General features: G+C 74.0%; 23 protein-coding genes. 11 read left to right on the forward strand and 12 right to left on the reverse strand.

All coding sequences use genetic code 11. The features are described 5' to 3' along the window. The first annotated feature begins 48 nt into the window (after window positions 1-48). The 3 genes from BJ982_RS34235 to BJ982_RS40750 are packed head-to-tail and all read left to right on the forward strand — an operon-like array spanning window position 49 to window position 3,374. A complete protein-coding gene (locus tag BJ982_RS34235; RefSeq protein WP_184886982.1) occupies window positions 49-1,311 on the forward strand; it encodes an FAD-binding oxidoreductase in 1,263 nt (420 codons plus the stop codon). A 10-nt stretch (window positions 1,312-1,321) separates the two neighbouring features. After that, window positions 1,322-2,575 carry a (Fe-S)-binding protein gene (locus BJ982_RS34240; RefSeq protein ID WP_184886984.1) on the forward strand — a complete coding sequence of 418 codons (1,254 nt, stop codon included), beginning with the start codon at window positions 1,322-1,324 and terminating at the stop codon, window positions 2,573-2,575. A gap of 58 nt (window positions 2,576-2,633) precedes the next feature. Further along, the gene (locus tag BJ982_RS40750; protein WP_184886986.1) at window positions 2,634-3,374 is read left to right on the forward strand and encodes an IclR family transcriptional regulator; all 741 of its coding nucleotides are present in this window, start codon (window positions 2,634-2,636) and stop codon (window positions 3,372-3,374) included. 57 nt (window positions 3,375-3,431) lie between these two features. On the opposite strand, the gene BJ982_RS34250 is transcribed toward BJ982_RS40750, so the two are convergent. Then, entirely contained in the window at window positions 3,432-3,917 is a 486-nt protein-coding gene (locus tag BJ982_RS34250; RefSeq protein WP_184886988.1) for a hypothetical protein, read from the reverse strand. Window positions 3,918-4,084: 167 nt separating this feature from the next. Here BJ982_RS34250 and BJ982_RS34255 point away from each other — a divergent pair, with 167 nt between their 5' ends. Beyond that, the gene (locus BJ982_RS34255) at window positions 4,085-4,393 is read left to right on the forward strand and encodes a VOC family protein (protein WP_184886990.1); all 309 of its coding nucleotides are present in this window, start codon (window positions 4,085-4,087) and stop codon (window positions 4,391-4,393) included. On the opposite strand, the gene BJ982_RS34260 is transcribed toward BJ982_RS34255, so the two are convergent. From BJ982_RS34260 to BJ982_RS34270, 3 genes are read right to left on the reverse strand one after another with little or no spacing between them, the layout of a single operon-like run. Continuing rightward, the gene (locus BJ982_RS34260) at window positions 4,375-4,737 is read right to left on the reverse strand and encodes a PepSY domain-containing protein (protein ID WP_184886992.1); all 363 of its coding nucleotides are present in this window, start codon (window positions 4,735-4,737) and stop codon (window positions 4,375-4,377) included. The two genes, BJ982_RS34255 and BJ982_RS34260, sit on opposite strands and share 19 nt — an antisense overlap. A gap of 46 nt (window positions 4,738-4,783) precedes the next feature. Then, window positions 4,784-6,046: a sensor histidine kinase gene (locus BJ982_RS34265; RefSeq protein WP_184886994.1), complete on the reverse strand. Its 1,263-nt coding sequence runs from the start codon at window positions 6,044-6,046 to the stop codon at window positions 4,784-4,786. Then, entirely contained in the window at window positions 6,043-6,723 is a 681-nt protein-coding gene (locus BJ982_RS34270) for a response regulator transcription factor (RefSeq protein ID WP_184886996.1), read from the reverse strand. Before BJ982_RS34270 ends, BJ982_RS34265 begins: the two co-directional genes overlap by 4 nt. 92 nt (window positions 6,724-6,815) lie before the next feature. Here BJ982_RS34270 and BJ982_RS34275 point away from each other — a divergent pair, with 92 nt between their 5' ends. Next, on the forward strand, window positions 6,816-7,283 hold the full coding sequence (locus BJ982_RS34275) for a septum formation initiator (protein ID WP_184886998.1): 468 nt from the start codon (window positions 6,816-6,818) through the stop codon (window positions 7,281-7,283). 13 nt (window positions 7,284-7,296) lie between these two features. Here the strand turns inward: BJ982_RS34275 and BJ982_RS34280 are convergent, their stop codons facing one another. From BJ982_RS34280 to miaB, 8 genes are all read right to left on the reverse strand, one after another. Next, window positions 7,297-8,037 (reverse strand): HNH endonuclease family protein, encoded by a 741-nt coding sequence (locus tag BJ982_RS34280; protein WP_184887000.1) that lies wholly within the window; start codon window positions 8,035-8,037, stop codon window positions 7,297-7,299. 268 nt (window positions 8,038-8,305) lie between these two features. Further along, entirely contained in the window at window positions 8,306-10,594 is a 2,289-nt protein-coding gene (locus BJ982_RS34285; protein WP_184887002.1) for a tetratricopeptide repeat protein, read from the reverse strand. A gap of 61 nt (window positions 10,595-10,655) precedes the next feature. After that, the gene (gene dapF, locus BJ982_RS34290; RefSeq protein ID WP_184887005.1) at window positions 10,656-11,486 is read right to left on the reverse strand and encodes a diaminopimelate epimerase; all 831 of its coding nucleotides are present in this window, start codon (window positions 11,484-11,486) and stop codon (window positions 10,656-10,658) included. Window positions 11,487-11,497: 11 nt separating this feature from the next. Then, window positions 11,498-12,403 (reverse strand): tRNA (adenosine(37)-N6)-dimethylallyltransferase MiaA, encoded by a 906-nt coding sequence (miaA, locus tag BJ982_RS34295; RefSeq protein WP_184887007.1) that lies wholly within the window; start codon window positions 12,401-12,403, stop codon window positions 11,498-11,500. Beyond that, a complete protein-coding gene (locus BJ982_RS34300) occupies window positions 12,403-12,927 on the reverse strand; it encodes a methylated-DNA--[protein]-cysteine S-methyltransferase (protein ID WP_184887009.1) in 525 nt (174 codons plus the stop codon). Before BJ982_RS34300 ends, miaA begins: the two co-directional genes overlap by 1 nt. Before the next feature lie 107 nt (window positions 12,928-13,034). After that, window positions 13,035-13,724 (reverse strand): class III extradiol dioxygenase subunit B-like domain-containing protein, encoded by a 690-nt coding sequence (locus tag BJ982_RS34305; RefSeq protein WP_184887011.1) that lies wholly within the window; start codon window positions 13,722-13,724, stop codon window positions 13,035-13,037. A 110-nt stretch (window positions 13,725-13,834) separates the two neighbouring features. Next, a complete protein-coding gene (locus BJ982_RS34310; RefSeq protein ID WP_184887012.1) occupies window positions 13,835-14,998 on the reverse strand; it encodes a CAP domain-containing protein in 1,164 nt (387 codons plus the stop codon). 751 nt (window positions 14,999-15,749) lie between these two features. Beyond that, entirely contained in the window at window positions 15,750-17,225 is a 1,476-nt protein-coding gene (miaB, locus tag BJ982_RS34315; RefSeq protein ID WP_184887014.1) for a tRNA (N6-isopentenyl adenosine(37)-C2)-methylthiotransferase MiaB, read from the reverse strand. A gap of 154 nt (window positions 17,226-17,379) precedes the next feature. Between miaB and BJ982_RS34320 the strand changes: the two genes are divergently transcribed. From BJ982_RS34320 to BJ982_RS34345, 6 genes are all read left to right on the forward strand, one after another. After that, a complete protein-coding gene (locus BJ982_RS34320) occupies window positions 17,380-18,135 on the forward strand; it encodes an amino acid ABC transporter ATP-binding protein (RefSeq protein ID WP_184887016.1) in 756 nt (251 codons plus the stop codon). 121 nt (window positions 18,136-18,256) lie between these two features. Further along, the gene (locus BJ982_RS34325) at window positions 18,257-19,114 is read left to right on the forward strand and encodes a glutamate ABC transporter substrate-binding protein (protein WP_184887019.1); all 858 of its coding nucleotides are present in this window, start codon (window positions 18,257-18,259) and stop codon (window positions 19,112-19,114) included. A 60-nt stretch (window positions 19,115-19,174) separates the two neighbouring features. Next, window positions 19,175-19,858, forward strand: a complete 684-nt coding sequence (locus tag BJ982_RS34330) for an amino acid ABC transporter permease (RefSeq protein WP_184887021.1) — start codon at window positions 19,175-19,177, stop codon at window positions 19,856-19,858. A 34-nt stretch (window positions 19,859-19,892) separates the two neighbouring features. Beyond that, complete coding sequence (locus BJ982_RS34335; RefSeq protein WP_184887023.1) at window positions 19,893-20,768, forward strand: amino acid ABC transporter permease; 876 nt, start codon at window positions 19,893-19,895, stop codon at window positions 20,766-20,768. Window positions 20,769-20,821: 53 nt separating this feature from the next. After that, window positions 20,822-21,631 (forward strand): type 2 periplasmic-binding domain-containing protein, encoded by an 810-nt coding sequence (locus BJ982_RS34340; protein WP_184887025.1) that lies wholly within the window; start codon window positions 20,822-20,824, stop codon window positions 21,629-21,631. A 38-nt stretch (window positions 21,632-21,669) separates the two neighbouring features. Beyond that, complete coding sequence (locus tag BJ982_RS34345; RefSeq protein ID WP_184887027.1) at window positions 21,670-23,544, forward strand: S9 family peptidase; 1,875 nt, start codon at window positions 21,670-21,672, stop codon at window positions 23,542-23,544. Window positions 23,545-23,558 lie beyond the last annotated feature (14 nt).

Genomic DNA, 23,558 nt, shown 5'->3' on the forward strand with positions numbered 1-23,558 from the left:
GCGGCCCCTCCCCCCGTCCCCCGGTCCCGCGCGCGGCGGGAGCCGGTCATGACGCCCGGCGAGTCCCTGGTGACCACCGGCGTCGCCGTCCGCCCCGCCGAGCCGGGCGACGAGGTCGCCGGCGTGGCGCCGCGCTGGGTGGCCACGCCCGAGACCACCGGCGAGGCCGCGCTGGTGATGCGCGCGGCGGCCGATCACGGCCTGGCCGTCACCCCCGTGGGAGGCGGCACCAAGCTCTCCTGGGGCCACCCCCCGGCCCGCTGCGACCTCGTCCTGGACACCCGGCGCCTGGCCCGCGTGCTGGAACACGAGGCCGGCGACCTGGTCGCGCGCGTCCAGGCCGGCATCACCGCCGACGCCCTGGCCGCGGCGCTCGGCGCGGCGGGCCAGCGGCTCGCCCTCGACTTCACCACGGGAGGCTCGACCGTCGGCGGCGCGCTGGCCACCGCCGCGGCCGGTCCGGGCCGCCTGCGGCACGGCACCGCGCGGGACCTGCTGATCGGCGTCACCGTCGTGCTCGCCGACGGCACCGTCGCGCGGGCGGGCGGCAAGGTCGTCAAGAACGTCGCCGGCTACGACCTCGGCAAGCTGTTCACCGGCTCCCTGGGCACGCTCGGGCTGATCACCGAGGCCACCTTCCGGCTCCACCCCCTCCCCACCGCCCGTGCCTGGATCACGGCGACCTCCCCCGGCCCGGGCGTCGTGGCGGCCGTCGCGCGGCTCGCCACGTCGCCGCTGGAGCCGAGCGCGATCGAGCTGGACAGTCCCGGCGTCCGCGCGCCGGTCACCGTGGCCGCGCTCGTCGAGGGCGTCGCCGCGGGCGAACGGGCCGAGGACGCCGCCCGGCTGCTCGGGGACACCGCACGGATCTCGGCGGACCCGCCGGCCTGGTGGGGACGCCTGCCCGGCCAGGCCGCGCCCGGCGCGGGCCCGGCGGGCTACCTGCTGGAGCTGCGCGTCCCGCCCGCGGCGGCCGTCACCGCGCCGGCCGCCGCCGGACGCGCGGCCGGCGCGGCGGGGCTGGACGCCCATATCCGCGGATCGGCGGCCACGTGCGTCCTGTACGCCGCGCTGCCCCCCGACACGCCGCCCGGCGCGGCCGAGATCTTCGTGACGTCCCTGCGTACGGAGCTGTCCGCCGCCGGCGGCAGACTGGTGGTGTGGACCGCGCCCCCGGAGGCGGCCCGGATCGACCGTTTCGGCCCCGTCGGGTCCGCCGCGCTCATGCGGCGCGTCAAGGAGCGCTTCGACCCCGAGGGGCGCATGTCCCCCGGACGGCTGACCGGCGGCGCCGCACGGGCGGGCGCGTGAGGAGGCGGACGTGGACCCCGAACTGATCAAGGACTGTGTGCACTGCGGGTTCTGCCTGCCCACCTGCCCCACCTACGGGCTGTGGGGCGAGGAGATGGACTCCCCGCGCGGGCGCATCCACCTGATGAAGCAGCACGTCGAGGGCACCCCCCTCACGCCCGAGATGGCCGGGCACTTCGACGCCTGCCTGGGCTGCATGGCGTGCGTCACCGCCTGCCCGTCCGGCGTGCGCTACGACATGCTCATCGAGCAGACCCGCGCCGAGGTGGAGCGGGAGCACCACCGCCGCTGGGACGACCGCGCCTTCCGCGCCCTGGTGTTCGGCCTGTTCCCCTACCCCCGGCGGCTGCGGGCGCTGCGCCTGCCGCTGCGGCTCACCGAACGGCTGCGGCCGCGCCTGGGCCCGCTGCTCGAACGCCTGGACCCCCGCCTGGCCGCCATGGCCGCGCTCGCGCCCCCGACCCCCCGCCGCGTGCGGATCCCGGGTCTGGTGGAGGCGCGCGGCGAGCGGCGGGCGACGGTCGGCATGCTCACCGGCTGTGTGCAGTCGGAGTTCTTCCCCTCGGTCAACGCCGCCACCGCGCGGGTGCTGGCGCTGGAAGGGTGTGACGTGGTCGTCCCGCCCGGCCAGGGGTGCTGCGGCGCGCTGTCGGTCCACTCCGGGCGCCCGGAGGAGGCCGCGCGGTTCGCCCGGCGCACGATCGCGACGTTCGAGCGGGCGGGCGTGACCACCGTGGTCGTGAACGCGGCCGGGTGCGGGTCGAGCACCAAGGAGTACGCCGAGCTGCTCGCCGGGGACCCGGCCTGGGCGGAGCGGGTGCGGGCGCTGCGCTTCGTGGACCTGGCCGAGTACCTGGCCGAGCTCGGCCCGCTCGCCGAGCGGCATCCCCTGCCGATCACGGTCGCCTACCACGACGCCTGCCACCTCGCGCACGCCCAGGGGGTGCGGGCCGAGCCCCGGGCGCTGCTGGCGGCCATTCCCGGACTGCGGCTCCGCGAGATCCCGGACTCCGCGATCTGCTGCGGGTCGGCGGGCACCTACAACCTCTTCCAGCCCGAGGCCGCCCGGGAGCTGGGCGAGCGGAAGGCCGGGCACGTGCTGGGCGTCGGCGCCGACCTTCTCGTCTCGGCCAACCCCGGCTGTACGATGCAGATCGCCTCGGCCGCGCGCGGGCGGGGCGAGAGCCTGCGCGTCGCCCACACCGCCGAGGTCCTCGACGCCTCGCTCCGCGGCCTGCCCGCGTCGTCCCTGGGCAGCCCATGAACGCCGCCGCGCGATTACGGACCGACCGCCGCCACGACCCGGGAGAGGAGCGCCTGAGGTGAGCACCGTGCAGAGCGTGGACAGGGCGCTGGACGTGCTGGAGGCGCTGGCCGACCGGGGCGGTGAGGCGGGGCTGTCGGAGATCGCGGCGCGGACCGGGCTGCCGTACGGCACGATCCACCGGCTGCTGCGGTCCCTGCTGGCCCGGGGGTACGTCCGCCAGGAGTCCGACCGCCGTTACGCCCTCGGCAGCGCGCTGGTGCGGCTCGGCGGCACGGCCGAGCGGATGGTCGGGGTGTGGGCGCAGCCGTACCTGGAGAAGATGGTGGCGCTGTCGGGCGAGACCGCGAACCTGGCGATCATGGAGGGCGACTTCGTGATCTACCTGGCGCAGGCGGCGTCGCCCCGGCGGCTGCGCATGTTCGCCGAGGTCGGCCGCCGGGTGCTGCCGCACAGCACGGCGGTGGGCAAGGTGCTGCTGGCCGACCGCCCCGACGCGGCGGCGGTGCTCGGCCGCACCGGCCTGCCGCGCCGCACCGACCACACGGTGACCACCGTCGAGGGCATGCTGGCCGAGCTGGACGCGGTGCGGGAGCGCGGGTATGCCGTGGACCTGGGCGAGGAGGAACTCGGCGTCCACTGCCTGGCCGTGCCGGTGCGCGACGGCGGCCGGGTGGTGGCGAGCATGTCCATCTCCGGCCCGGCCGAGCGCATCGAGGCACTGGACCGCGACCGGCTGGCCGAGGGCATGCGTGAGATCGCCGGCGAGTTCGGCGCCGAACTGGGTCCGGGGCACTGAGGCACTCCGGACCCAGCGAGCGGGAGCGCTTTTCGCTCCGGTGATCGTCAGCCCCGATTACTTGTAGTTCTGCACCCAGTACTCGACGGTGTGCTTCTTGGTAACGCTGAAGCTCGCGTAGTACTTCGAGTGCCCGGCGTTGTGGATGCGGGCGTAGATGTACTTGCCGTTGCAGGGCCCCTGGGCGTTCTTGGCGACCCCATCGCCGGCGCCCCACTTGCGCAGGAACATGAGCGAGATGTACAACCGCGCGTTGTTGCCCCAGCAGCGGGCCTTGACCTGCATCACCCGAACACCCGACGGCCGCTTCCAGAGACCGGTGTCCCCGGACCGGAACGGACCCAGCGCTTCGTGTCGTTGAGTCCGCCATTGTGCCCGAGCCGCCGCGCCCGCGCCGGTGGAGCCCTCGGCGTGCGCGGCCGGCACCGGTTGGGCGGCGGCCGGGGCGAGGGCCGCCGCGGCCGCGGGGCCCGTCGTCACCGCGGGAACGAGCGAGAACGCCGCCGCCGCGACCACGGCGCTGACTCTCGGCGTGAGTTTCATGTCCCTTTCCTTTCGTCGGCCTAGGAATCGGCTCGCTCCCGACCATGCGGGTGGCCGCGTGAGCAGCGCTTTCACCGCGCTTTAGCGGCAGGTCAGTTGTGGCGGGCACGGTGGGTCGCGCGCCGATATAGGCAGGTCTGGGGGGTAAGCGAGGTCGGACGAGTCGGATGCGGGAAACACTTCCGGAGACGTTCGCCTGCCAGCTGCACACCGAGGACCTGTTCGGCTACGAGTCCGAACAGGCCGGGGACGGCGTCGACGTCGACTACCTGGTGTGGACGATCGACCGGCGGCCCGCGTGCGGACGGCTGCGCGTCCCGTACGACTCGCTCGGCGACGAGCCGCGCTGGACGCTCTACCTGAACGTGCCCGACTGCGCCGCCGCCCTCGCCGACATCGTCCGCGCCCCCGCCCACGGCCTGCCGGGGCGGCGCGTGACCGTCCGCGCGGCGGCGGGTCAGTCGTCGTGCTCCTGACGGAACTTGACGATCTTCCCGGTGCGCGCCGAGACGTAGACGTCGTACTCGGTGTGCCGCTTGGTCAGCTCGACCTTCCAGACCCGCTGCCCGTGCTCCCACTCGCGCTCCACCTCGGTGACCCGCGCGCCGGGCACGCGCTTCTTGGCGATCCTGACGGCCTGCCGTGCGGAGATCGCCGCGCTGCCGGTGACCGAGGAGGCGACGGCCATGGTCGTGGCGGGGACGGCGGCGCGTGCCGTGGCCGGGAGGGCGCCGGCGCCGAGGACGGCGAGCGCGCCCGCGCCCGCGAGGATGAGCCGGGCCGTCCTGCCGATTCGTTCGGTGCTCGTGTTGTTCGTCATGGCCCAAGGCTCGCCCCGGCAGCGCTAAGGCCGCGCTGCGGCGTCGTTAACGGCGTCCTAAGAGCAGGACGACCAGCGCGCCGCCGCCCGGCGCGGCGGCCACGGCCATCGACCCTCCGGACCCCTCCGCCGTGCGCCGCGCGATGTCGAGGCCGAGCCCGGTCGACCCCGCGCCGCTGCGTCCCCGCGCGAGGGATCCCGCGCCGAACCCGGGCCCGTCGTCGGCGACCTCCAGCCGCGCCCCCTCAGGGACGGCCGTGAGCCGCACCGCGAACCCGGCGCCCTCGGGGGTGTGGGCGAAGACGTTGCCGAGCAGGGCGTCCACGCAGGCGCCCAGGTCGGCGGCGCCGGCCGCCACGGTGAGCGGCGCGGGCGGAAGCCGCAGGTCCACCGGCCGGTCCTGGTCCTCGGCCAGCACCGACCAGAACCTGACCCGCTCGCCCACGACCGCCGCCGCGTCGCACGATTCCTGGTCGCGCGAGCGGCGGCGCACGTCGTTGATCACCGAGCTGACCGCGCGCTCCAGGGCGTCGACGCGGGCGCCGAGCCGCGCGGCCTCCTCGGGGTCGGCCAGCGACTCGGCCTCCAGCCGCAGGCCGGTGAGAGGGGTGCGCAGCCGGTGGGAGATGTCGGCGGCCGTCTCGCGCTCCTCGGCCAGCAGGTCGCCGATGCGCCCGGCCAGGTGGTCCAGCGCGAGCCCGACGTCGCGCACCTCCGGCGGGCCGCCCGGCGTGGTCCGCGCCGTCAGGTCGCCGGCGGCGAGCCGGTGGGAGACGCGGGCGAGCCCGCTCATGGGCCTGGTGAGGGCGAGCGCGAGGCGGTCGGCGACCAGGATGCCGACCCCGATCAGCGCCAGCCCGAGAAGAAGCATGCCGAGCCACGCCTCGCCGACGCCCCGGCGCAGGTCGGCCTCGGCCAGGCCCACGCGGACCACGGCCGTGCCGCCGGGCAGGCCCTGGACGCTGACCAGCACCTCAAGGCCGGACGGCGTCTCGGCCACCAGGCTGCGCCCCCGCGCGGCGTACTCCACGGCGGGCGACCTCGGGGCGGCGGAGCCGAGGACGCGGCCGTCCGGCAGGAACACGGTGACCGGATGCCCGCCCGACGCGGACGCGCGTTCGGCCGTGATCGTCAGCGCGGCGGCGTCGGCCGTGCCCACCGAGGCCGCCACCGACTGCGCCTCGGCGGTGGCCTGGTCGACCGCGCCGCTCTGCGCGAGCGCGCGCACCAGCAGCGCCATGGGGACGAGCAGCGCGATGAGCACCAGCGAGGTCGTGGCGGCCACCAGCACCGCCAGCCAGCGCCTCACGAGGGGTCGACCAGCTTGACGCCCACGCCGCGCACGGTGTGCAGGTACCGGGGCTCCTGGGCGGTCTCGCCGAGCTTGCGCCGCAGCCAGGACAGGTGGACGTCCACGGTCTTGTCCGCGCCTCCGTAGGGCACCTGCCACACCTGCGTGAGCAGCTCCCGCTTGGTCACCACCTGGCCGGGGCGGGCGGCCAGGTAGTGCAGCAGGTCGAACTCGCGCGGGGTGAGGTCGAGGACCACGCCGCCGAGCGCCGCCTCGCGTCCGCGCGGGTCCAGCCGCAGGCCGCCCACGGTGATCGACGGGTCGGCGGGCCCGCCGTCGGCGCGGCGCAGCACGGCGCGGACCCGGGCGTCGAGCTGGGCGGCGCTGAAGGGCTTCACCACGTAGTCGTCGGCCCCGGCGTCCAGCAGGCGGACCATCTCGGCGTCGCCGTCCCGCGCGGTGGCCACGATCACGGGCACGCGGCTGACGGCCCTGAGCATCCGCAGCATCTCGGCGCCGTCCAGGTCGGGCAGGCCGAGGTCGAGCACGACCAGGTCGGGGCGGTCGGCCACGGCCTGCCGCAGGCCCTCCAGCGCGGCGGGCGCGGAGGTCACGGCGTGCCCCCGATCGCGAAGTCCCCGGATGAGCGCGGTGCGGATCGCCGCGTCGTCCTCGACGATCAGGATGGTGGCCATGTGCGGTTACGCTAATCGGTCAAAGCCCAGGACATAAGTCCGTTATCGCGCTCTTAACCCGGCTTTAGCCGTGGGCCAGGGAGGATCGGCGCATGAAACGGCGCCCGCTGCTGGTCGTCGCCGGGTGGCTGGTCGTCGCGCTCGTGGCGACCGGCGCCGGCGTCGTCGTCACCACGTTCCTCGGCGAGTCGGTCACCGGGGCGGGCCGCGTGATGTCCTCCGCCGACGTGCGGCGCGCCCTGGAGGTCACGCCGCCCCCGGGCACGGCCGTGCCGGCCCCCACGATCCCGTCCCCCGCCGCCGGGACGCCCGCGCCCCGGACGGACCCCGACGCCGGCCGGGCGTTCCGGGGACGGGGCGGGGTCGTCGTCGCGCGGTGCTCCGGCGGGCTGGTCACCCTGCTCACCTGGACCCCCTCCCCCGGATACGCGGTGAAGGACGCCGAGTCCGGGCCGCGCGACAAGGCGCGCGTCAGGTTCGAGGCCGGGGACGACGAGGAGACCGAGATCGAGGTCCGCTGCTCCGGCGGCCGGCCCACCGCCTCCGTGGAGGACGACTGAGACGCCCCCGCCGTCAGCGGCACTGGGCGAGCATGGCGTCCTTGTCCGGGGCCGTCACCGGCAGGTCGTACTTCAGCGCCACCTGGGCGAAACGCACCGCGTACGCGCAGCGGATCGTCTTGGACGGGGGAAGCCAGGTCGCCGGGCCGGAGTCGCCCTTGGAGGAGTTGGCCGAGCCGTCCACCGGCAGGAGGTTCAGCGGGTCGTTGGCGATCCGCATCCGCTCGGCCTTGCTCCAGCGGGACGCTCCCATCTGCCAGTCGTAGGACAGCGGCATGACGTGGTCGATCTGGACCTCGGCGGCGTCGCTCTTGCTCCACTCGATGGTCTTGCCGGTGTAGGGGTCCTCAAGGGTCATCGAGACCAGGACGCAGTTCGAGCCCGACCGGTACTTCAGGTCCTTCCCGTCCCGCTTCAGGATGTCGTTGCGGGTGTCGCAGCCGTTGCGCGCGAAGGGGATGTCCTCCGCGTTGTCCGCCCAGGCGTACCCGAAGTCCTCGCGGTCGTAGCCGGTCTTCGCGCCGCGTCCCTTGGTCGGCACCTTGTCGATCAGCTTGACGGCGGCGGCCCGGTCCTTGCCCGAGCTGATCGCCCCCAGGCCGCGTTCGGTGCCGTCGGGATTGTCGAGCGGGCTGACCCCGGTCGAGCCGCCGCCCTTGCCTCCGGACCCGGCACGGCCGCCGGTGTCCCCGAGGCCGCCGGTCTCGACCGGTCCGCACCCGGCCAGCAGGGCGACCGCGGCGACGCCCGCCATGATCGTGCGAGATCCACGCAGACCCACTGCCACCCCCAGGTAAAGAAAATGCAATGCCTAGGTATAGCAACTACCCCCGAAAAACGCGATCACCGCAGACGTCACCAACGGCCCACGTCAATGCATCAAAGGGACAGGTCTGGTCGGCGCGCACCCACCGTCCACGGCCGAGACGGCGGGTGCGCAGGGTGAGAGGCGGCGGGCCGGAAACGGCGGCGGCGCCCGGTCCACCGGACCGGGCGCCGCGTTCTGAAGGCGGGCGGGCCGCCTACAGGCCGTACTCCTTGACGATGCGCTCGTGCCGCTCGACCTCGACGCCCACGGCGCGGGCCAGGTCCAGCCAGGCCATCGGGTGGCTCCAGCGCTCGGTGGCGTCGTCCAGGACCGCGTCCAGCTCGGACGGGTTCACCTGCGGCGGGACGGCGATCCAGCCGTAGACGCCCTGCAGGCGCTCGCCGGTCGACGGGTGGGCGATCGTGTAGTTCTCGTCGCTGTAAACCCACATCGGCCAGCCGCGCTCGGCCATGACCTCGTTGAACTCGGTCCAGTCCTCCTCGCTCGGGGCCGCGCCGTCGAAGAACCAGCTCGTGAAGCCGCCCGGGCGCAGCATGGACACCCCGGCGAACGGGATGACGTAGCCCTCCTGCGCCTCGGCGTCGTCGGGGACCGGCTCCAGGGGCCGCGGGTCGATGACGAAGACGTCGCCGGCGTTGTAGTCCATGCCGCGGGGCTGCGGGATGAGCAGGCGGGCCGTGGCCGGGCCCGTGCGCACCGACAGCACCTCGCGGCTGCTGCCGTCCGACACCGGGAGGACCACCCGGACCAGGTGCCATTCCTCCTCGATGGGGCCCTCGTCGGAGGCGAGGGGCATGCCGAGCTTGGCGGCGCCCGCGCGGACCAGCGGCCAGTCCTCGGCGGCGGTCGCCATGACGATCATGCGCCAGACGTCCTCCTCCTCGCCGGCCTCCGACTCGACCAGCTCGCGCAGGATGGCGGCGCCCTTGGCGTTGTCGCCGAGCTGCTGGGCCGCGCCGGCCAGCAGGCGGCGGGCCTCCAGCGCGGTGGTGCCCTCGGCGCCCGCCTCAAGGGAGCGCCCGGCCTCGGCGGAGGTCTCCTCCCAGCGCTCCCGGGCGCGGTGCAGCCGGGCGAGGGCCAGGTGTGCCGCGGGGGCCGGGAGCATGGCGGCGAAGCGCTCCAGGCGCTCGTCCTGACCGGCCTCGATGAGCACACCGGTGAGGTAGGCGATGTCCTGGTCCTCGGCGGTGGCCGGGTCGCCGCCCTCGACGACGGCCTTCCACAGGATGTCCGCGCCGACCGGGGCGTACCCGAGGAAGCTCAGCGTGGTCGTGTGACGGCGCGTGGCCGGCAGGTCGGTGCCCGACAGCGGCCACAGCCAGCCCACCCACCGCTCGGGGTCGGCGTTGTGGCCGTCGGCGGCGTCGAAGTACTCGACCAGCTCGTCCTGCGGGCCGGGCGCGGGCGGCGGCGTCACGGCCGCGGCGGCGGCGCGCAGCTCGGCCACGCGCTCGGGCAGCCCGTCGGTGACGCGCAGCGAGCCCAGCCACGACTCGGCCAGGTCGGCCAGGGCGTTCGCCTGCCAGGGGATCTGACGCTTGACGGCGAGGTGCCCGGAGATCAGGGCCAGCTCGACGCGGCCGCGGTGCACGCCCATGGTCTCGAAGTAGGTCATCCACTGGCGCATGACCCGGCCGAGCTGCCAGGTGTTGCTGATGACCTGGTCCAGGCGGCCGACCACGTGCGCCCACTCGACCCAGTCGCGCGGGTGGTCGCCGACGACGTCCAGGTCGGGCAGCGCCTCCAGCGCCTCGGCGGAGCGGCCGGCCGTGGCGAGCACCAGCGCGCGCAGCACGCCCTCGCGGTGGTCCTTGGCGACCGGGTCGTCGGCGGGGAACTCCTTGGCGGAGTCGAGCTCGGCCAGCGCCTCCTCGGCGCGGCCCGCGGCGAGCAGGGCGCGCACGCCCATGGCGGCGAGCTCCCAGCTCACCTGGCCCCCGGCGCCGCGGTGGCCGGCGGCGGCCGACTCGTAGTAGGTGACGGCCTGCTCGCTCTCGCCCGCGTCGATCAGCGCCGCGACGTACTGGCCGGCCAGGCCGCAGAACGCGGGAGAGCCGGGGCTCACGCCTTCGAGGGCGGCGCCGAGGGCGGCGAGGCGTTCCGCGGCGTACCCGGGGCCGTCGACGTTGGCCTGCGTGAGGGCCAGGGCCTCGGCGGCGGCCGGGACCGAGGGGCAGTCCTTGACGTCCTCGCGCGCGGCGAACTCGGCCAGCGCCTCGGCGTCGCCGAGCGCGACGGTGCCCTGGGCGCGGTCGCCGATTCGGCTGATCAGGTGCCAGTAGCGGGCGAACAGCTCCAGCCACGGCCGCTCCAGCGTGCCGGCCTGCTGGGCCACCGCGGGCGCCATGACGTCGAGCTGGGAGTACCGCCCCTCGAATGCCTGGGCGGGCAGGTCGCCCAAGGCGATGGCGAGCCCTGTGTCGCCTGCTTCGTGCAACTGCCGTTGGGTGTCAGCGACCCAGGCCCAGATGTCCACGTCCATGGCAGGCCAGTCTGCCAGTTCGGCGCTCGTGCCCCAAACAGGCGGCCACGCGCGGTGGGGTCTAGAGCCCCGTGACCTCGCCCGAGGCGACCAGGACCGCGGGGCCGGCCAGCAGGCTCGTGCCCGCGCCGAGGGTGACGGTGAGCACGCCGCCGGGAACCTCGACGATCCAGGTGCCCTCCGGCTCGTCCGCGAGCCGCGCCGCCGCGACCGCCGCCGCGACCGTCCCCGTGCCGCAGGAGCGGGTCTCGCCCGAGCCGCGCTCGTGGACGCGCATCACGACCCGCCGCTCGCCCACCACGTTCACCATCTCGACGTTCACGCCGGCGGGGAACACGGCGGGGTCGAAGCCCGGCTGGGAGCTCAGGTCCATGAGGCCCACGGGGTCGCCGGTGACGCAGGCGAGGTGCGGGTTGCCCATGTCGACGACCAGGCCGGTGTACTCGGCGCCGCCGACGGTGGCCCGGCTCTCGCCGCCCACCCGGGGCGCGCCCATGTCCACGGTGACGTCGCCGGTGCGCCCGAGGCTCACGCGGCGCACACCCCCGCGGGTCACGATGTCGAACTCGCCGGGCTCGGCCAGCCCCGAGTCCACCAGGTAGCGCGCGAAGACGCGCGTGCCGTTGCCGCACATCTCGGCCAGGCCGCCGTCGGCGTTGCGGTAGTCCATGAACCACTCGGCGCCGCCGCGCGGCGCGCCCTCGCGGTCCAGGATCTCGCCCGCCTCGGGGCTGAGCTTGGCGGGGACGACGCGGAGGATGCCGTCGGCGCCGATGCCGGCGCGCCGGTCGCAGAGCCGGGCCACCAGGGACGCGTGCAGGTCGAGGCCCGCGTCGAGATCAGGGAGGATGACGAAGTCGTTCTCGGTGCCGTGGCCCTTTACGAAACGCATGTCTCCAAAGCTTACGCCCCCGCGAGCCGGAGGGCCTGTTCGAGCAGGTCAGGGGCGTCGAAGGGCAGCCATACGACCCGGGGGTCGCGGCGGAACCACGACTCCTGGCGGCGCGCGAACCTGCGGGTGGCGCGGACCGTCTCCTCGCGGGCCTGGTCCTCGGTCCACTCCCCGGCGAGGTGGCGCAGCACCTGCGCGTAGCCGAGCGCCCGGCTCGCCGTGCGGCCGTCGGCGAGGCCGTGCCCGGCCAGGGCCCTGACCTCCTCGACGAACCCGGCCTCCCACATGCGGTCGACGCGCAGCGCGATGCGCTCGTCGAGCACCGGCCTCGGCACGTGCAGGCCGATCTGCGCACTGGTGTAGACGGCGTCGTAGGACGGCATCGTGGCGGAGAACGGCCGTCCTGAGATCTCGATGACCTCCAGGGCGCGCACGATGCGGCGGCCGTTGCTGGACAGGACGGCCTCGGCGGCCACCGGGTCGAGCTCCTTCAGGCGCTGGTGCAGGAGCTCGGAGCCCACGGCGGCCAGCTCGGCCTCCAGGCGTGCCCGCACCCCGGGGTCGGTGCCGGGGAACTCCAGGGCGTCCAGCGCGGCCCTGATGTACAGGCCGGAGCCGCCGACCAGGATCGGCACGCGGCCCTCGGCGCGCAGGGCGTCGATGAGGGGGCGGGCCATGCGCTGGTACTCGGCGACGCTGGCCGTCCGCGAGACGTCCCAGACGTCCAGCAGGTGGTGGGGGACGCCGCGGCGCTCGGCGGGGGTGAGCTTGGCCGTGCCGATGTCCATGCCCCGGTAGAGCTGCATGGAGTCGGCGTTGACGGCCTCGCCGCCGAGCCGCAGCGCGAGGTCCACCGCGAGGTCGGACTTGCCCGCGGCGGTCGGGCCGACGACGGCGATGACGGGCGGGCGCTCCACTACAGCTCCCAGTCCAGGGTGGGGGCGAGGTGGCCTTCGAGGGTGAGCAGCCAGCGCTTGGTCTCGATGCCGGTGCCGCTGAACCCGCCGATGCCGTTGCCGGCGACGACGCGGTGGCAGGGCACGATGATCGGGAGCGGGTTGCTGCCCATGACCTGGCCGATCGCCCGGGCGTCCACGCCCGCGCGGCTGGCCGCCCCGAGCTCGCCGTAGGTGATGACCTTGCCGTACGGGACGCGCGTATACAGGGTGCCGAGGACGCGGCGTTGCAGGGGGGACATCAGCCGCCAGTCGACCGGGACGGTGAACCGCTGCAGCTCACCGGCGAAGTAGGCGGCGAGCTCCTCGCGGACGAGCGTGGTGCGTGCCGGGTCGTCGGCCTCGGCGGCGTCGAGGTGCTCCAGCACCCGGCCGCGCGCCTCGGGGCCGTCACGGAAGGCGGCCGCGACCACGCCCGCCCGCGTCACGGCCGCCATCACGGTGCCGACGCGGGTCGGCACTCCGGCGAAGGCCACGTCCAGCATCCGCTTCCCTTCTTCCACGGGGTGCTCCGGTACGGGCGCGATGCCCGCCTTCTCACCGTAACCACGCCGGGCCCTCCCGGCGTCCCGATCTTGGATGTTCGCCGCGGTCACGCCTGGGACCAACTGGCGACGAGGTACCCGACGCCGTACGGCGCCTCGTCGTACAGCGCCTCTCCGGTCATACGGCGGTCCCCGGCCGCGCCGGCCAGCACCTGGAACGCGGCGCGCCCCGCCACCCACAGCTCCTCCGCCTCGGCGGGGTCGAGCGCGGCCAGGGCCCCGGCGTCGGCGCCGCCCAGGGCGCGGACGAGCGCCCGGTCGTAGCCGGCCGCGGCCGGATGGAGGTAGCCGGGGGACTTCACGGTGAGCCTGGCCGAGCCGTCCCCCATGACGAGCAGCGCGACCCGCTCACCCCGCGCCGCCAGGGCCCGGCCGAGCCGCGCGCACTCGCCGGAGGAAGCGTCCGAGGCCACGGCCTGGTGCGCGGCGGGCACACCGGCGCCGGCCAGGTCGAGCAGCCAGCGTCCGATGGTCAGGGACAGGGGTAACACCGGCGGGCCGCTCCCCACGCGGACGTCCCCGCCCCACGGGGCCAGGCCGCCCGCCGCGTCCCCCGCGTAGGAGCGGGTGGCGTCGGCGCCGCCCACCGTGATCAGCGTGTCGGGCCGGGCGGCGGCGAGCGACCGGACGGCCGCCACGCAGGCCAGGCGCAGAGGCTCCAGCTCGGGCGACGCCTCGCCCGCGAGGCCGGGCACGATCAGCGGTGGGTGCGGGCACACGGCCGCGGCGACTAGCACGCCAACAGGCTAGTGCGGCGCCCGCGCACGATGGTCCGACGCGGAGACGCGGAGACCCCGGCGCCGCCGCGGGCGCCGGGGTCTCGTGGCCCTCGTGGAGGGACGGGCGATCAGCTGCCGCCGAAGTCCTGGGTCCACCAGGGGCCGCCGCTGCCGAAGTGCACGCCGACGCCGATGGCCTTCAGCTTGCAGTTCATGATGTTGGCGCGGTGCCCGGGGCTGTTGAGCCAGGCCTTGACGACCGCCTCGGGGGTCTGCTGTCCCCTGGCGATGTTCTCCGCGTACATGTTCGAGGTGTAGCCGGCCGCCTTGATGCGGTCCCAGGGGGTGCGCCCGTCCTGGGAGTTGTGGTCGAAGTACCCCTTGGCCGCCATGTCGTCGGAGTGCCCGCGCGCGGCCTGGCGCAGCTTCTCGTCGATGCGCAGCGGCCCGCAGCCCTGCTCCTGCCGTGCGGCGTTGGTCAGGCGCGCCACCTCGTCCTCGGCGGTGACGATGCTCGACGGCCCCTTGCCCGTGGAGGTCGGCGAGGGCGCCGGCTTGGCCGGGCTCTTGCTGGGCGTCGCGGTCGGCTTCGCGGTGGGGCTCGCGGTCGGTTTGGCGGTGGGGCTCGCGGTCGGTTTGGCGGTGGGACGGTGCCGGGAGGTCGGCTTGGCGGTGGGCCCGCTCGGGCGGAGGTCACGGAAGAAGTCGGCGCCGAGGCCGGAGGCGCGGCCCGGCTGCGCCTGGTAGGGGGCGACGTATCCGACAGGGCCGTCGGGGCCCGGACGCGCGCCCTGCGAGTCGGTGGACTCCCCGCCCGGGTTCTTCTTGTTCTTGGCGCTCTCGCCGCCGGAAGGCCCGGCCGTCTTGGCGACGGGCGTCTGCTCCCGCGAGCCGCCGGACCCGCCCGAGTCGCCCGAGCCGCTTCCGGAGATGTCGAGCGCGCCCCCGGCGCCGCCGGACGAGCCGGGGTCCGCGGCGGCGGGCGCCTCGGCGGAGGCGTCGTCGGAGTCCAGCGCGGTGGCGTCGCCGTCGTCCGCGGCCTCGCCGGCGTCCTGCTCGGAGGCCCGCCACGAGGACTTCTGCGTGGACTGCTCGGGCGTGGAGCCGCCCGTGAAGACGATGACCCCGCCCGCGGCGACGGCGGCCGCGACCACGGCCACGGCGGCGCTCAGCGCGAGGGTGCGCCGGCCTGTGCGGGGACGGGGGGAATGTTCGGAGGAGAGGAATTCGGTGGGGGATGCGGGGCTGGACTCGTTGTAGCGGCCCGGCGACGGTCGGTCGTGCCGATCCATGTGGTGACTCCTGCGGCCAATCGGGGAGAAAGCGCTCCGGCTTCCGCGAGTGGTCGTTCACACTAGCCCCACAAGCCGAATTACCGCACCTCAATCACGGAAGAATCACGACTTGTCATCTCTTGGACCGATCTCAATTCGAACGGCGGCGGCCGTCGGCGGCGTGACGGCGCTCTTCGGTCTCGCGGGCCTGGCGATCACCTCGGGAACCGCTCCAGCGACGCCAGGATCGCCGCCCCCCGCGCGGGATGCGGCGGCACGGCACTCCCCCGCCGTGACCAGGGCGATCACCCGCTCGGGAGCGGAGTCCGGCCCCGGCGATCTCCCGGAATTCGAACACCCGAGCCCCGATCCTCCGGCGAGAATTTCTGACCCGGGTGATCGTCCCGAGGACGGCTGGACGGTCCTCGTCCCGGTGGCCCGCCCTCCCAGGGAAGCGCGACGTGACGGCGTGGGCGCACCAGGGGCGCCCACAGGATCGCGACGAGCGCCCGCGGGGACGCGAGGAGCGCCCACCGAGCCCCGTAAGGCCCCGCGAGCGCCGGGGCCGCCGTACAAGCGCACCCCTCGTCCCACCGCGCATCCCTCACCGCGGCACAGCCCGCCGGCAAGACCGCCCCATGCGACGCCCGCGCCCCCACGGAGCGAGGAGCGGCCTCCCTATCCGATGGGCGACGCGTGCGCGCGGTTCACCGACTTCCGGCGGTACTACTGCGACCGCCTGCTGAGCGGGCGGGGACGCTGAACCGCCTCAGGCGCGGCGCACGACGGGCATGCCCAGCGACACCGCGCCGGGCCTGCCGCCCCCGCCGGTGCCGCAGGCGGCGGCCTCGCGGGCCTCCCAGGCGTCGCCCGCCCGGGTGCGGCGGACCAGCGCCGGGCCGTCGGCCACCAGGTGGTGGGGCGCGGCGTAGGTGACCTCGGTGGTCACCATGTCGCCCGGCCGCGGCGGCGCGGCGTCCGCGGGCGGCACGAAGTGGACCAGGCGGTTGTCGGCGGCGCGGCCGGACATGCGGCGGGTGGCGTCGTCCTTGCGCCCCTCGCCCTCGGCGACCAGGACCTCCAGCGTGCGGCCGACCTGCGCCCTGTTCTCCTCCCAGGAGATCTCCTCCTGCAGGGCGACGAGCCGCTCGTAGCGCTCCTGCACGACCTCCTTCGGCACCTGGTCGTCCATGGTGGCGGCGGGGGTGCCCGGCCGGATGGAGTACTGGAAGGTGAAGGCGTTGGCGAAGCGCGACCGGCGCACGACCTCCAGGGTGCCCTGGAAGTCCTCCTCGGTCTCGCCGGGGAAGCCGACGATGATGTCGGTGGAGATCGCCGCGTCGGGGATGGCGGCGCGGACGCGCTCGATGATGCCCAGGTACCGCTCGGCGCGGTAGGAGCGGCGCATGGCCTTCAGGATCCGGTCCGAGCCGGACTGCAGCGGCATGTGCAACTGGGGCATGACGTTCGGCGTCTCGGCCATGGCGGCGATGACGTCGTCGGTGAAGGCCGCCGGGTGCGGGGAGGTGAACCGCACGCGCTCCAGGCCCTCGACGTCGCCGCAGGCGCGCAGGAGCTTGCCGAACGCCAGCCGGTCGCCGAACTCGACGCCGTAGGTGTTGACGTTCTGCCCGAGGAGGGTGACCTCCAGGACGCCGAGCTCGACCAGCGCGCGGATCTCGCCGAGGATGTCGCCGGGACGGCGGTCCTTCTCCTTGCCGCGCAGCGCGGGGACGATGCAGAACGTGCAGGTGTTGTTGCAGCCGACGGAGATCGACACCCAGGCGGCGTACGGCGACTCGCGCCGGGTCGGCAGCGTGCTGGGGAAGACCTCCAGCGACTCCTTGATCTCGACCTGCGCCTCGCGGGCGACGCGCGCCCGCTCCAGCAGCACGGGCAGCGACCCGATGTTGTGGGTGCCGAACACCACGTCCACCCACGGGGCCTTGCGGACGATCTCGCCCTGGTCCTTCTGCGCCAGGCAGCCCCCGACCGCGATCTGCATGTCCGGGTTGCGCACCTTGGCCGGGCGAAGGTGCCCGAGGTTGCCGTACAAGCGGTTGTCGGCGTTCTCGCGCACCGCACAGGTGTTGAAGACGACCACGTCGGCCGTCTCCTCGTCGTCCGCGCGGACGTAACCAGCGGCCTCCAGCAGCCCGGACAGGCGCTCGGAGTCGTGGACGTTCATCTGGCACCCGTACGTGCGGACCTCGTAGGTGCGGGCGCGCTCCTCGGTGACACTCATCTCAACAGACAAGGGTAGGCGCATCGGGACGCCCGCCGCACGCCATGCGCCCCCCACGGGTACTTCCCGATATCTTCCCTCCGTGACAAGGCCGTGATGCGATCGGTACCGCCTGGTTAGTGACAGGCGGCATTGACCACTTACGTTGTCCAGCATGACGGAGAACGGGGACGCGACTCCTCTCGTCAGAGTCGAGGACGTCAACAAAAGCTTCGGTGCCCTGCACGTGCTCAAGGACATCAACCTGACGGTCAACCGAGGTGAGGTCGTCGTCGTGATCGGCCCGTCGGGGGGCGGCAAGTCGACGCTGTGCCGCGCCATCAACCGGCTGGAGACCATCGACTCGGGGACCATCACCTTCGACGGCCGCCCGCTTCCCGCGGAGGGGAAGGCGCTGGCCCGGCTGAGGTCCGACGTCGGCATGGTCTTCCAGAGCTTCAATCTGTTCGCCCACAAGACGATCCTGGAGAACGTCACGCTCGGGCCGATCAAGGTGCGGGGCGTCGCGCGCGAGCAGGCCGAGAGACGGGGCATGGAGCTGCTCGAACGCGTCGGCATCGCCAGCCAGGCCGGCAAGTACCCCGCCCAGCTCTCCGGCGGCCAGCAGCAGCGCACGGCCATCGCCCGCGCCCTCGCCATGGACCCGAAGATGATCCTGTTCGACGAGCCGACCTCGGCGCTGGACCCCGAAATGGTCCAGGAGGTCCTCGACGTCATGATCGGCCTGGCCAGGGACGGCATGACCATGGTGGTCGTGACCCACGAGATGGGCTTCGCCCGCAGGGCCGCCAACCGCGTCGTCTTCATGTCGGAGGGCCAGATCGTGGAGGAGAACACTCCCGAGGAGTTCTTCACCAACGCCCGCACCGAGCGGGCCAAGGACTTCCTCTCCAAGATCCTCACGCACTGATCGCGTACCTCGACAGCCCCCTGCCGTACAGACCATCATCGCGATCCGGCGCGTACGCGGCGTCGCGGTGGACACCTACCGCACATCCAGCAGGACACCAAGAAAGCTGAGGTACACGCACATGCGTTCACGACAGATCGGAGCCACCCTCCTGTCTGCCGCGGCCCTGGCCGCGAGCCTCGCCGCCTGCGGCAACAGCGGCCCCACGTCGGCGATCGAGAAGGCCAAGAACGACAAGAAACTCACCATCGGCGTCAAGTACGACCAGCCCGGCATGGGCCTGAAGAAACCCGACGGCACCGTCGAGGGCTTCGACGTCGATGTCGCCAAGTACCTGGCCAAGGAGCTCGGCGTGCCCGAGTCCGGCATCACCTGGAAGGAGGCGCGCTCGGCCAACCGCGAGACGTTCCTCCAGCAGGGCCAGGTCGACCTCATCGTCGCCACGTACTCCATCACCGAGGCCCGCAAGCCGAAGGTCACCTTCGGCGGCCCCTTCTACATCGCCCACCAGGACACGCTGGTCCGCTCGGACGACACCTCCATCACCTCCCTGGACAGCCTCAAGGGCAAGCGCATCTGCCAGGTCACCGGCTCCAACTCGTGGAAGAACATCGCCGAGGGCACCAACAAGGAGAGCAAGAAGGTCGACGTCCAGCTCGTCCCGGCGAGCGCCTACGAGGAGTGCGTGACCAAGCTCAAGGGCAACGCCATCGACGCGGTGACGACCGACGACATGATCCTCGCCGGGTACGCCAAGCGTGAGGGCTCCTCGCTCAAGGTCACCGGCGCCCCCTTCACCGACGAGAAGTACGGCGTCGGCCTGAAGAAGGGCGACAAGGAGACCTGCGAGGCCGTCAACAAGGCGATCACGAAGATGTACCAGGACGGGACCATCAAGCAGCTCTTCGACAAGCACTTCAGCGGAACCGGTCTGCAGTTCACCGCGACCGGCGCGCCTCCCGCGGAGGGGTGCGCCTGACCTTGTTCCCCGCGCCGGTGAGGCCACCTCACCGGCGCTTCCCGTCTCCGGTGGAGCACGATGGAATCACTCTTCGACTTCAGTCCACTCGCGCAGGAGTTCGGCACGATCCTCACCGGGTTCTGGTCGACGATCCGCCTGACGCTCATGAGCGGCCTGCTGGCGCTGATCCTCGGCACGATCCTCGTCGCGATGCGGGTGGCTCCCACCCCCGTCCTGCGAGCCGCCGGCACGATCTACGTCAACATCCTGCGCAACACCCCGCTCACGCTGGTGCTGCTGCTGTGCGCGCTCGGGCTGAGCGACACCCTGCAGTACACGCTCTCGTCCGACTCGCCGACCAACTACTACTGGTGGGCGGTGCTCGGGCTGTCGGCCTACACCGCGGCCTTCGTCTGCGAGGCGCTGCGGGCCGGCATCAACACCGTGCCCGCCGGCCAGGCCGAGGCAGCGCGGGCGATCGGGCTCACGTTCACGCAGTCGCTGCGGCTCGTGGTGCTCCCCCAGGCGTTCCGCTCGGTCGTCGCCCCGCTGGGCAGCATCCTGATCGCCCTGACCAAGAACACGACCATCGTCATCGTGGCCGGGTACATCGAGGCGTCCTCGGTGATGAAGCAGATGTTCGACGACTACGGCGGCACGCTGCCCATCTTCCTCGGGTTCGCGGCCGGGTACATGGTCCTGACACTGCCGACCGGGTTCTTCTTCGGCTGGCTCGCCAAGCGCCTGGCGGTGAGCCGATGACGGCCGCGGACCAGCCGGAAGAGAAGGGGGAGGCGTGAGCACCGCCAGCGTCCTGTTCGACGCGCCGGGACCCCGGGCGCGTCTGCGCAACAACATCCTGACCCTGGTCTCGGTCGTCGTGCTGCTCGCCATCGCGTACGTCGTGATCAAGGGGTTGTCCGACAAGGGCCAGTTCGCAGGCAAGCTGTGGGAGCCGTTCCTGCAGGGCCAGGTGTGGACGGGGCAGATCATCCCCGGCATCGTGGCCACCCTTCAGGCGGCCGTGCTCTCGGCCGTGCTGGCACTGGTCTTCGGCGTCGTCTTCGGCCTCGGCCGGCTCTCCGACCACGCCTGGATCCGGGTGCCCGCGGGCGCGGTCGTGGAGTTCTTCCGCGCGATCCCGCTGCTCCTGCTGATCTTCTTCGCGCAGGCGGGCCCCGCGACGATCAGCGGCTACACCGTCAGCGTGCCGGCCTTCGCCGCCGTGGTCATCGGCCTGACGCTCTACAACGGCTCGGTGCTGGCCGAGGTGTTCCGCGCGGGCGTCCTGTCGGTGCCGCGCGGCCAGTCCGAGGCGGGGTACTCGCTGGGGCTGCGCAAGAGCGGAGTCATGCGGCTGATCCTGCTGCCGCAGGCCACGACGGCGATGATGCCCGCGATCGTCAGCCAGATGGTGGTCCTGCTGAAGGACACGGCGCTCGGCTGGGTCATCGCCTACGAGGAGCTGCTGAACTACGGGCTCAAGCAGATCCCGTCGAACTTCGGCAACCTCATCCCTAGCGCGATCGTCATCTCGCTCGTCTACATCGCGATCAACCTGGCCCTGAGCTACGTCGCCACCCGGCTGGAACGGCGCGGCAGGCGCAGCCGCCGCTCCTCGGCGAACGTGGTCGGGGCCCCGGCCGCCGTGGGCGTGCGGACCGGCGAGTAAAGTTTCGGCCCGTTCGCGGGCGAGCACGCCGCGGGGCGGCTCTAATACTGCACGTGACGCTCCCCGCCAGGCCATCGCCCGCGCGCCGCCGGCCGCGTGCCGGGGTGGCGGCGCTGGTGATGGCGCTGCCGACGGCCGCGGCCGTGCTCACGGCGTGCGGCGGCCACGGCACGCTGGTGGTCGGTGTGCGCGAGGGGCGTCCGGGGCTGGCCGAGCGGTCGGCCTCGGGGGTGTACGAAGGGTTCGAGATCGAGGTCGCGGGCTATGTCGCCCGGCGGCTCGGCTACCGCGACGACCAGGTCAGCTACGTGACCGCCCCGGCCTCGCCGCCCGCCGACCTGACCATGGGCGTCCCGGTGCCACGGGACGGCGCGGGCACGGTCGCCGGGCCGTACCTGGTCTCCGGGCAGGACGTCCTCGCCCCGGCGGGCGACCTGTCGGTCCGGGGCCTGCGCGACCTGTCCCAGAAGCGGGTGTGCACGGCCGCGCCCGGCCCGCTGGTGGACCGCTTCGGCGCGGCCTGGCAGCGCGCGTTCCTCATCACCTCGACGGTGGAGGACTGCGCCCGCATGCTCTTCTCGCGCCGGGTGAGCGCGGTCACCGGCGACGCCGCCGTCCTGGCCGGGCTCGCCGCCGCCTCGCCGGGGGCCTTCCGGGTGCTCGGCCGCCCCTTCACGCGCGAGAGCCAGGGCATCGCGGTCACCGGGGACGATCTCCGCCGCCGCGTGGAGGACGCCCTGCGCGCCATGTTCGACGACGGCTCCTGGCGGCGGGCGGTGATCCGCCACCTGGGGTCCCTGGCAGCGAAATATCCGTCCCCGCCCGCTCTGCGGCCCCACGTGGGTCCACGAGCGGCTCCGTAGCGACCACACCGCGTCGCGATTTCCGGCAGGATTCGGCTATGCCCCCCGAGCGCAACACGTCCGGGCGCCCCACTCCCCCGTTCGGTGGCCGGCCTTCGCCGATCTCCACCTCCGACGTCGTCAGGTCCGGCGTACGGCCCGGCTACCCGACCGTCCTGGGCGACGACCTCTGGTGGGAGGAGGACCGCCCCACCGAGGGCGGCAGGCGCACCATCGTCCACCGCGCCCCGTGCGGCGCGCTGCGCGAGCTGCTGCCCGCGCCGTGGGACGCCCGCACCCGCGTGCACGAGTACGGCGGCCGGTCCCACGTGGTCGCGCCCGGGGGCGACGTGGTGTTCGCCCACCACGCCGACCAGCGGCTGTACGTCCTTGCCGCCGGGGCGGCGGCCCCCCGTCCGATCACTCCCGAGCCCGGCGTGCCGTGCGGCCTCCGCTACGCCGACCTCACCGTCCACGACGGCGAGGTGTGGTGCGTCATGGAACGCCACACCGGGGACGGCCGGGTCACCCGGTCGATCGTGTCGATCCCGCTGGACGGCGGCGCCGTCCGCCGGCGGGTGGCGGGCGGCGACTTCTACGCCTCGCCCGTGGTCTCGCCCGACGGCGCGCACCTGGCCTACGTCTGCTGGGACCATCCGCGCATGCCGTGGGTCGGGACCGAGCTGCGCGTCACCCGGGCGGCCGACGGCGCGTCCTGGCGGGTCGCCGGCGGGCCCGAGGAGTCGGTGCTGTCGCCCCGGTGGGACGGGCCGGACGGGCTTTACCTGCTCTCCGACCGGTCCGGGTGGTGGAACCTGGAGCGGGTCGCGCTCGACGGCGGCGCGTCGCGGCCCCTGTGCCCCGCCGAGGAGGAGTTCGGCTGGGCTTCCTACGAGCTCGGCGGCGCGCCGTACGCCGTGCTCGCCGACGGCCGGCTCGCGGTGCTGCACGGCCGGGGCGACCTGCGGCTCGCCGTCCTGGACCCGCGTACGGGCGCCCTGGAGGAGCCCGGCCTGCCGTACGCCGGGTGGCTGCCCTGCCTGTCCGCCGACGGCTCGGTCGTCTGCGGCGTCGCCTACGCCCCGGCCGTCCCCCGGTCGGTGGTGCGGCTCGACACCGCCACGGGCGCCTCGCACTGCGTGCGCGGCGACATCCCGGTGCCTCCGGACCCCGCCCACCTGCCCGTGCCCCGCCCCGTGGAGATCCGGGGCCGCGCCGGGCGGCACGTCCACGCCCGCGTCTACCCGGCCGGGGAGGTCGCCGGCCCGTACGTCGTGTTCGCGCACGATGGCCCCACCACGCACAGCCTGACCGCGCCGGACCTGCACAAGGCGTTCCTCACCAGCCGCGGCATCGGCGTCCTCGACGTCGACTACGGCGGCTCGACGGGGTACGGGCGCGCCTACCGCGAGCGGCTGCGCGGACGGTGGGGCGTGGTGGACGTCGAGGACGTGATAGCCGCGGCCGAGTGGCTGGTGACGGAGGGCCTCGCCGACCCCGCGCGCATCGCGGTCCGCGGCGCCGGGGCGGGCGGGTGGACCAGCCTGGCGGCGTGCTGCGCCTCCGGCCTGTTCCGCGGCGGCGTCTCGATCGCGGGCGTCACCGCGCTCGCCCCGCTCGCCGCCGCCACCCACGACTTCGAGTCCCGGTACGTCGAGTGGCTGGTCGGCCCCGACTCCCCCGGGCTGTACGCCGCGCGGGAGCCGCTGTCGCGGGCCGGCGAGATCGACTGCCCGGTGCTGCTGATGCAGGGACAGGACGACCCGCTGGTGCCGGCCGCGCAGGCCGAGGCGTTCGCGGCCGTGCTCACCGAGCGGGGCGTCCCCTGCACGTACCTGTCCTTCGAGGGCGAGGGGCACGTCTTCCGCCGCGCCGAGACCAAGGGCGCGGCCCTGGCCGCCGAACTGTCGTTCTACCGGCAGATATTCGCGTGAGGCCGGGTCGGCGG

This window comes from Sphaerisporangium siamense (assembly GCF_014205275.1).
In the GTDB taxonomy this organism is placed as follows: Bacteria; Actinomycetota; Actinomycetes; order Streptosporangiales; family Streptosporangiaceae; genus Sphaerisporangium; species Sphaerisporangium siamense.

What these genes read in the sequence shown, in the direction of transcription:
- BJ982_RS34325 (WP_184887019.1), top strand. Translation starts at nt 18,257, where the DNA reads ATGCGTTCACGACAGATCGGAGCCACCCTCCTGTCTGCCGCGGCCCTG.
- BJ982_RS34345 (WP_184887027.1), top strand. Translation starts at nt 21,670, where the DNA reads ATGCCCCCCGAGCGCAACACGTCCGGGCGCCCCACTCCCCCGTTCGGT.
- BJ982_RS34260 (WP_184886992.1), bottom strand. Translation starts at nt 4,737, where the DNA reads ATGACGAACAACACGAGCACCGAACGAATCGGCAGGACGGCCCGGCTC.
- BJ982_RS34255 (WP_184886990.1), top strand. Translation starts at nt 4,085, where the DNA reads ATGCGGGAAACACTTCCGGAGACGTTCGCCTGCCAGCTGCACACCGAG.
- dapF (WP_184887005.1), bottom strand. Translation starts at nt 11,486, where the DNA reads ATGCGTTTCGTAAAGGGCCACGGCACCGAGAACGACTTCGTCATCCTC.
- miaB (WP_184887014.1), bottom strand. Translation starts at nt 17,225, where the DNA reads ATGAGTGTCACCGAGGAGCGCGCCCGCACCTACGAGGTCCGCACGTAC.
- BJ982_RS34320 (WP_184887016.1), top strand. Translation starts at nt 17,380, where the DNA reads ATGACGGAGAACGGGGACGCGACTCCTCTCGTCAGAGTCGAGGACGTC.
- BJ982_RS34280 (WP_184887000.1), bottom strand. Translation starts at nt 8,037, where the DNA reads ATGGCGGGCGTCGCCGCGGTCGCCCTGCTGGCCGGGTGCGGACCGGTC.
- BJ982_RS34285 (WP_184887002.1), bottom strand. Translation starts at nt 10,594, where the DNA reads ATGGACGTGGACATCTGGGCCTGGGTCGCTGACACCCAACGGCAGTTG.
- BJ982_RS34310 (WP_184887012.1), bottom strand. Translation starts at nt 14,998, where the DNA reads ATGGATCGGCACGACCGACCGTCGCCGGGCCGCTACAACGAGTCCAGC.
- BJ982_RS34235 (WP_184886982.1), top strand. Translation starts at nt 49, where the DNA reads ATGACGCCCGGCGAGTCCCTGGTGACCACCGGCGTCGCCGTCCGCCCC.
- BJ982_RS34275 (WP_184886998.1), top strand. Translation starts at nt 6,816, where the DNA reads ATGAAACGGCGCCCGCTGCTGGTCGTCGCCGGGTGGCTGGTCGTCGCG.
- BJ982_RS34270 (WP_184886996.1), bottom strand. Translation starts at nt 6,723, where the DNA reads ATGGCCACCATCCTGATCGTCGAGGACGACGCGGCGATCCGCACCGCG.
- BJ982_RS34330 (WP_184887021.1), top strand. Translation starts at nt 19,175, where the DNA reads ATGGAATCACTCTTCGACTTCAGTCCACTCGCGCAGGAGTTCGGCACG.
- BJ982_RS34300 (WP_184887009.1), bottom strand. Translation starts at nt 12,927, where the DNA reads ATGCTGGACGTGGCCTTCGCCGGAGTGCCGACCCGCGTCGGCACCGTG.
- BJ982_RS34250 (WP_184886988.1), bottom strand. Translation starts at nt 3,917, where the DNA reads ATGAAACTCACGCCGAGAGTCAGCGCCGTGGTCGCGGCGGCGGCGTTC.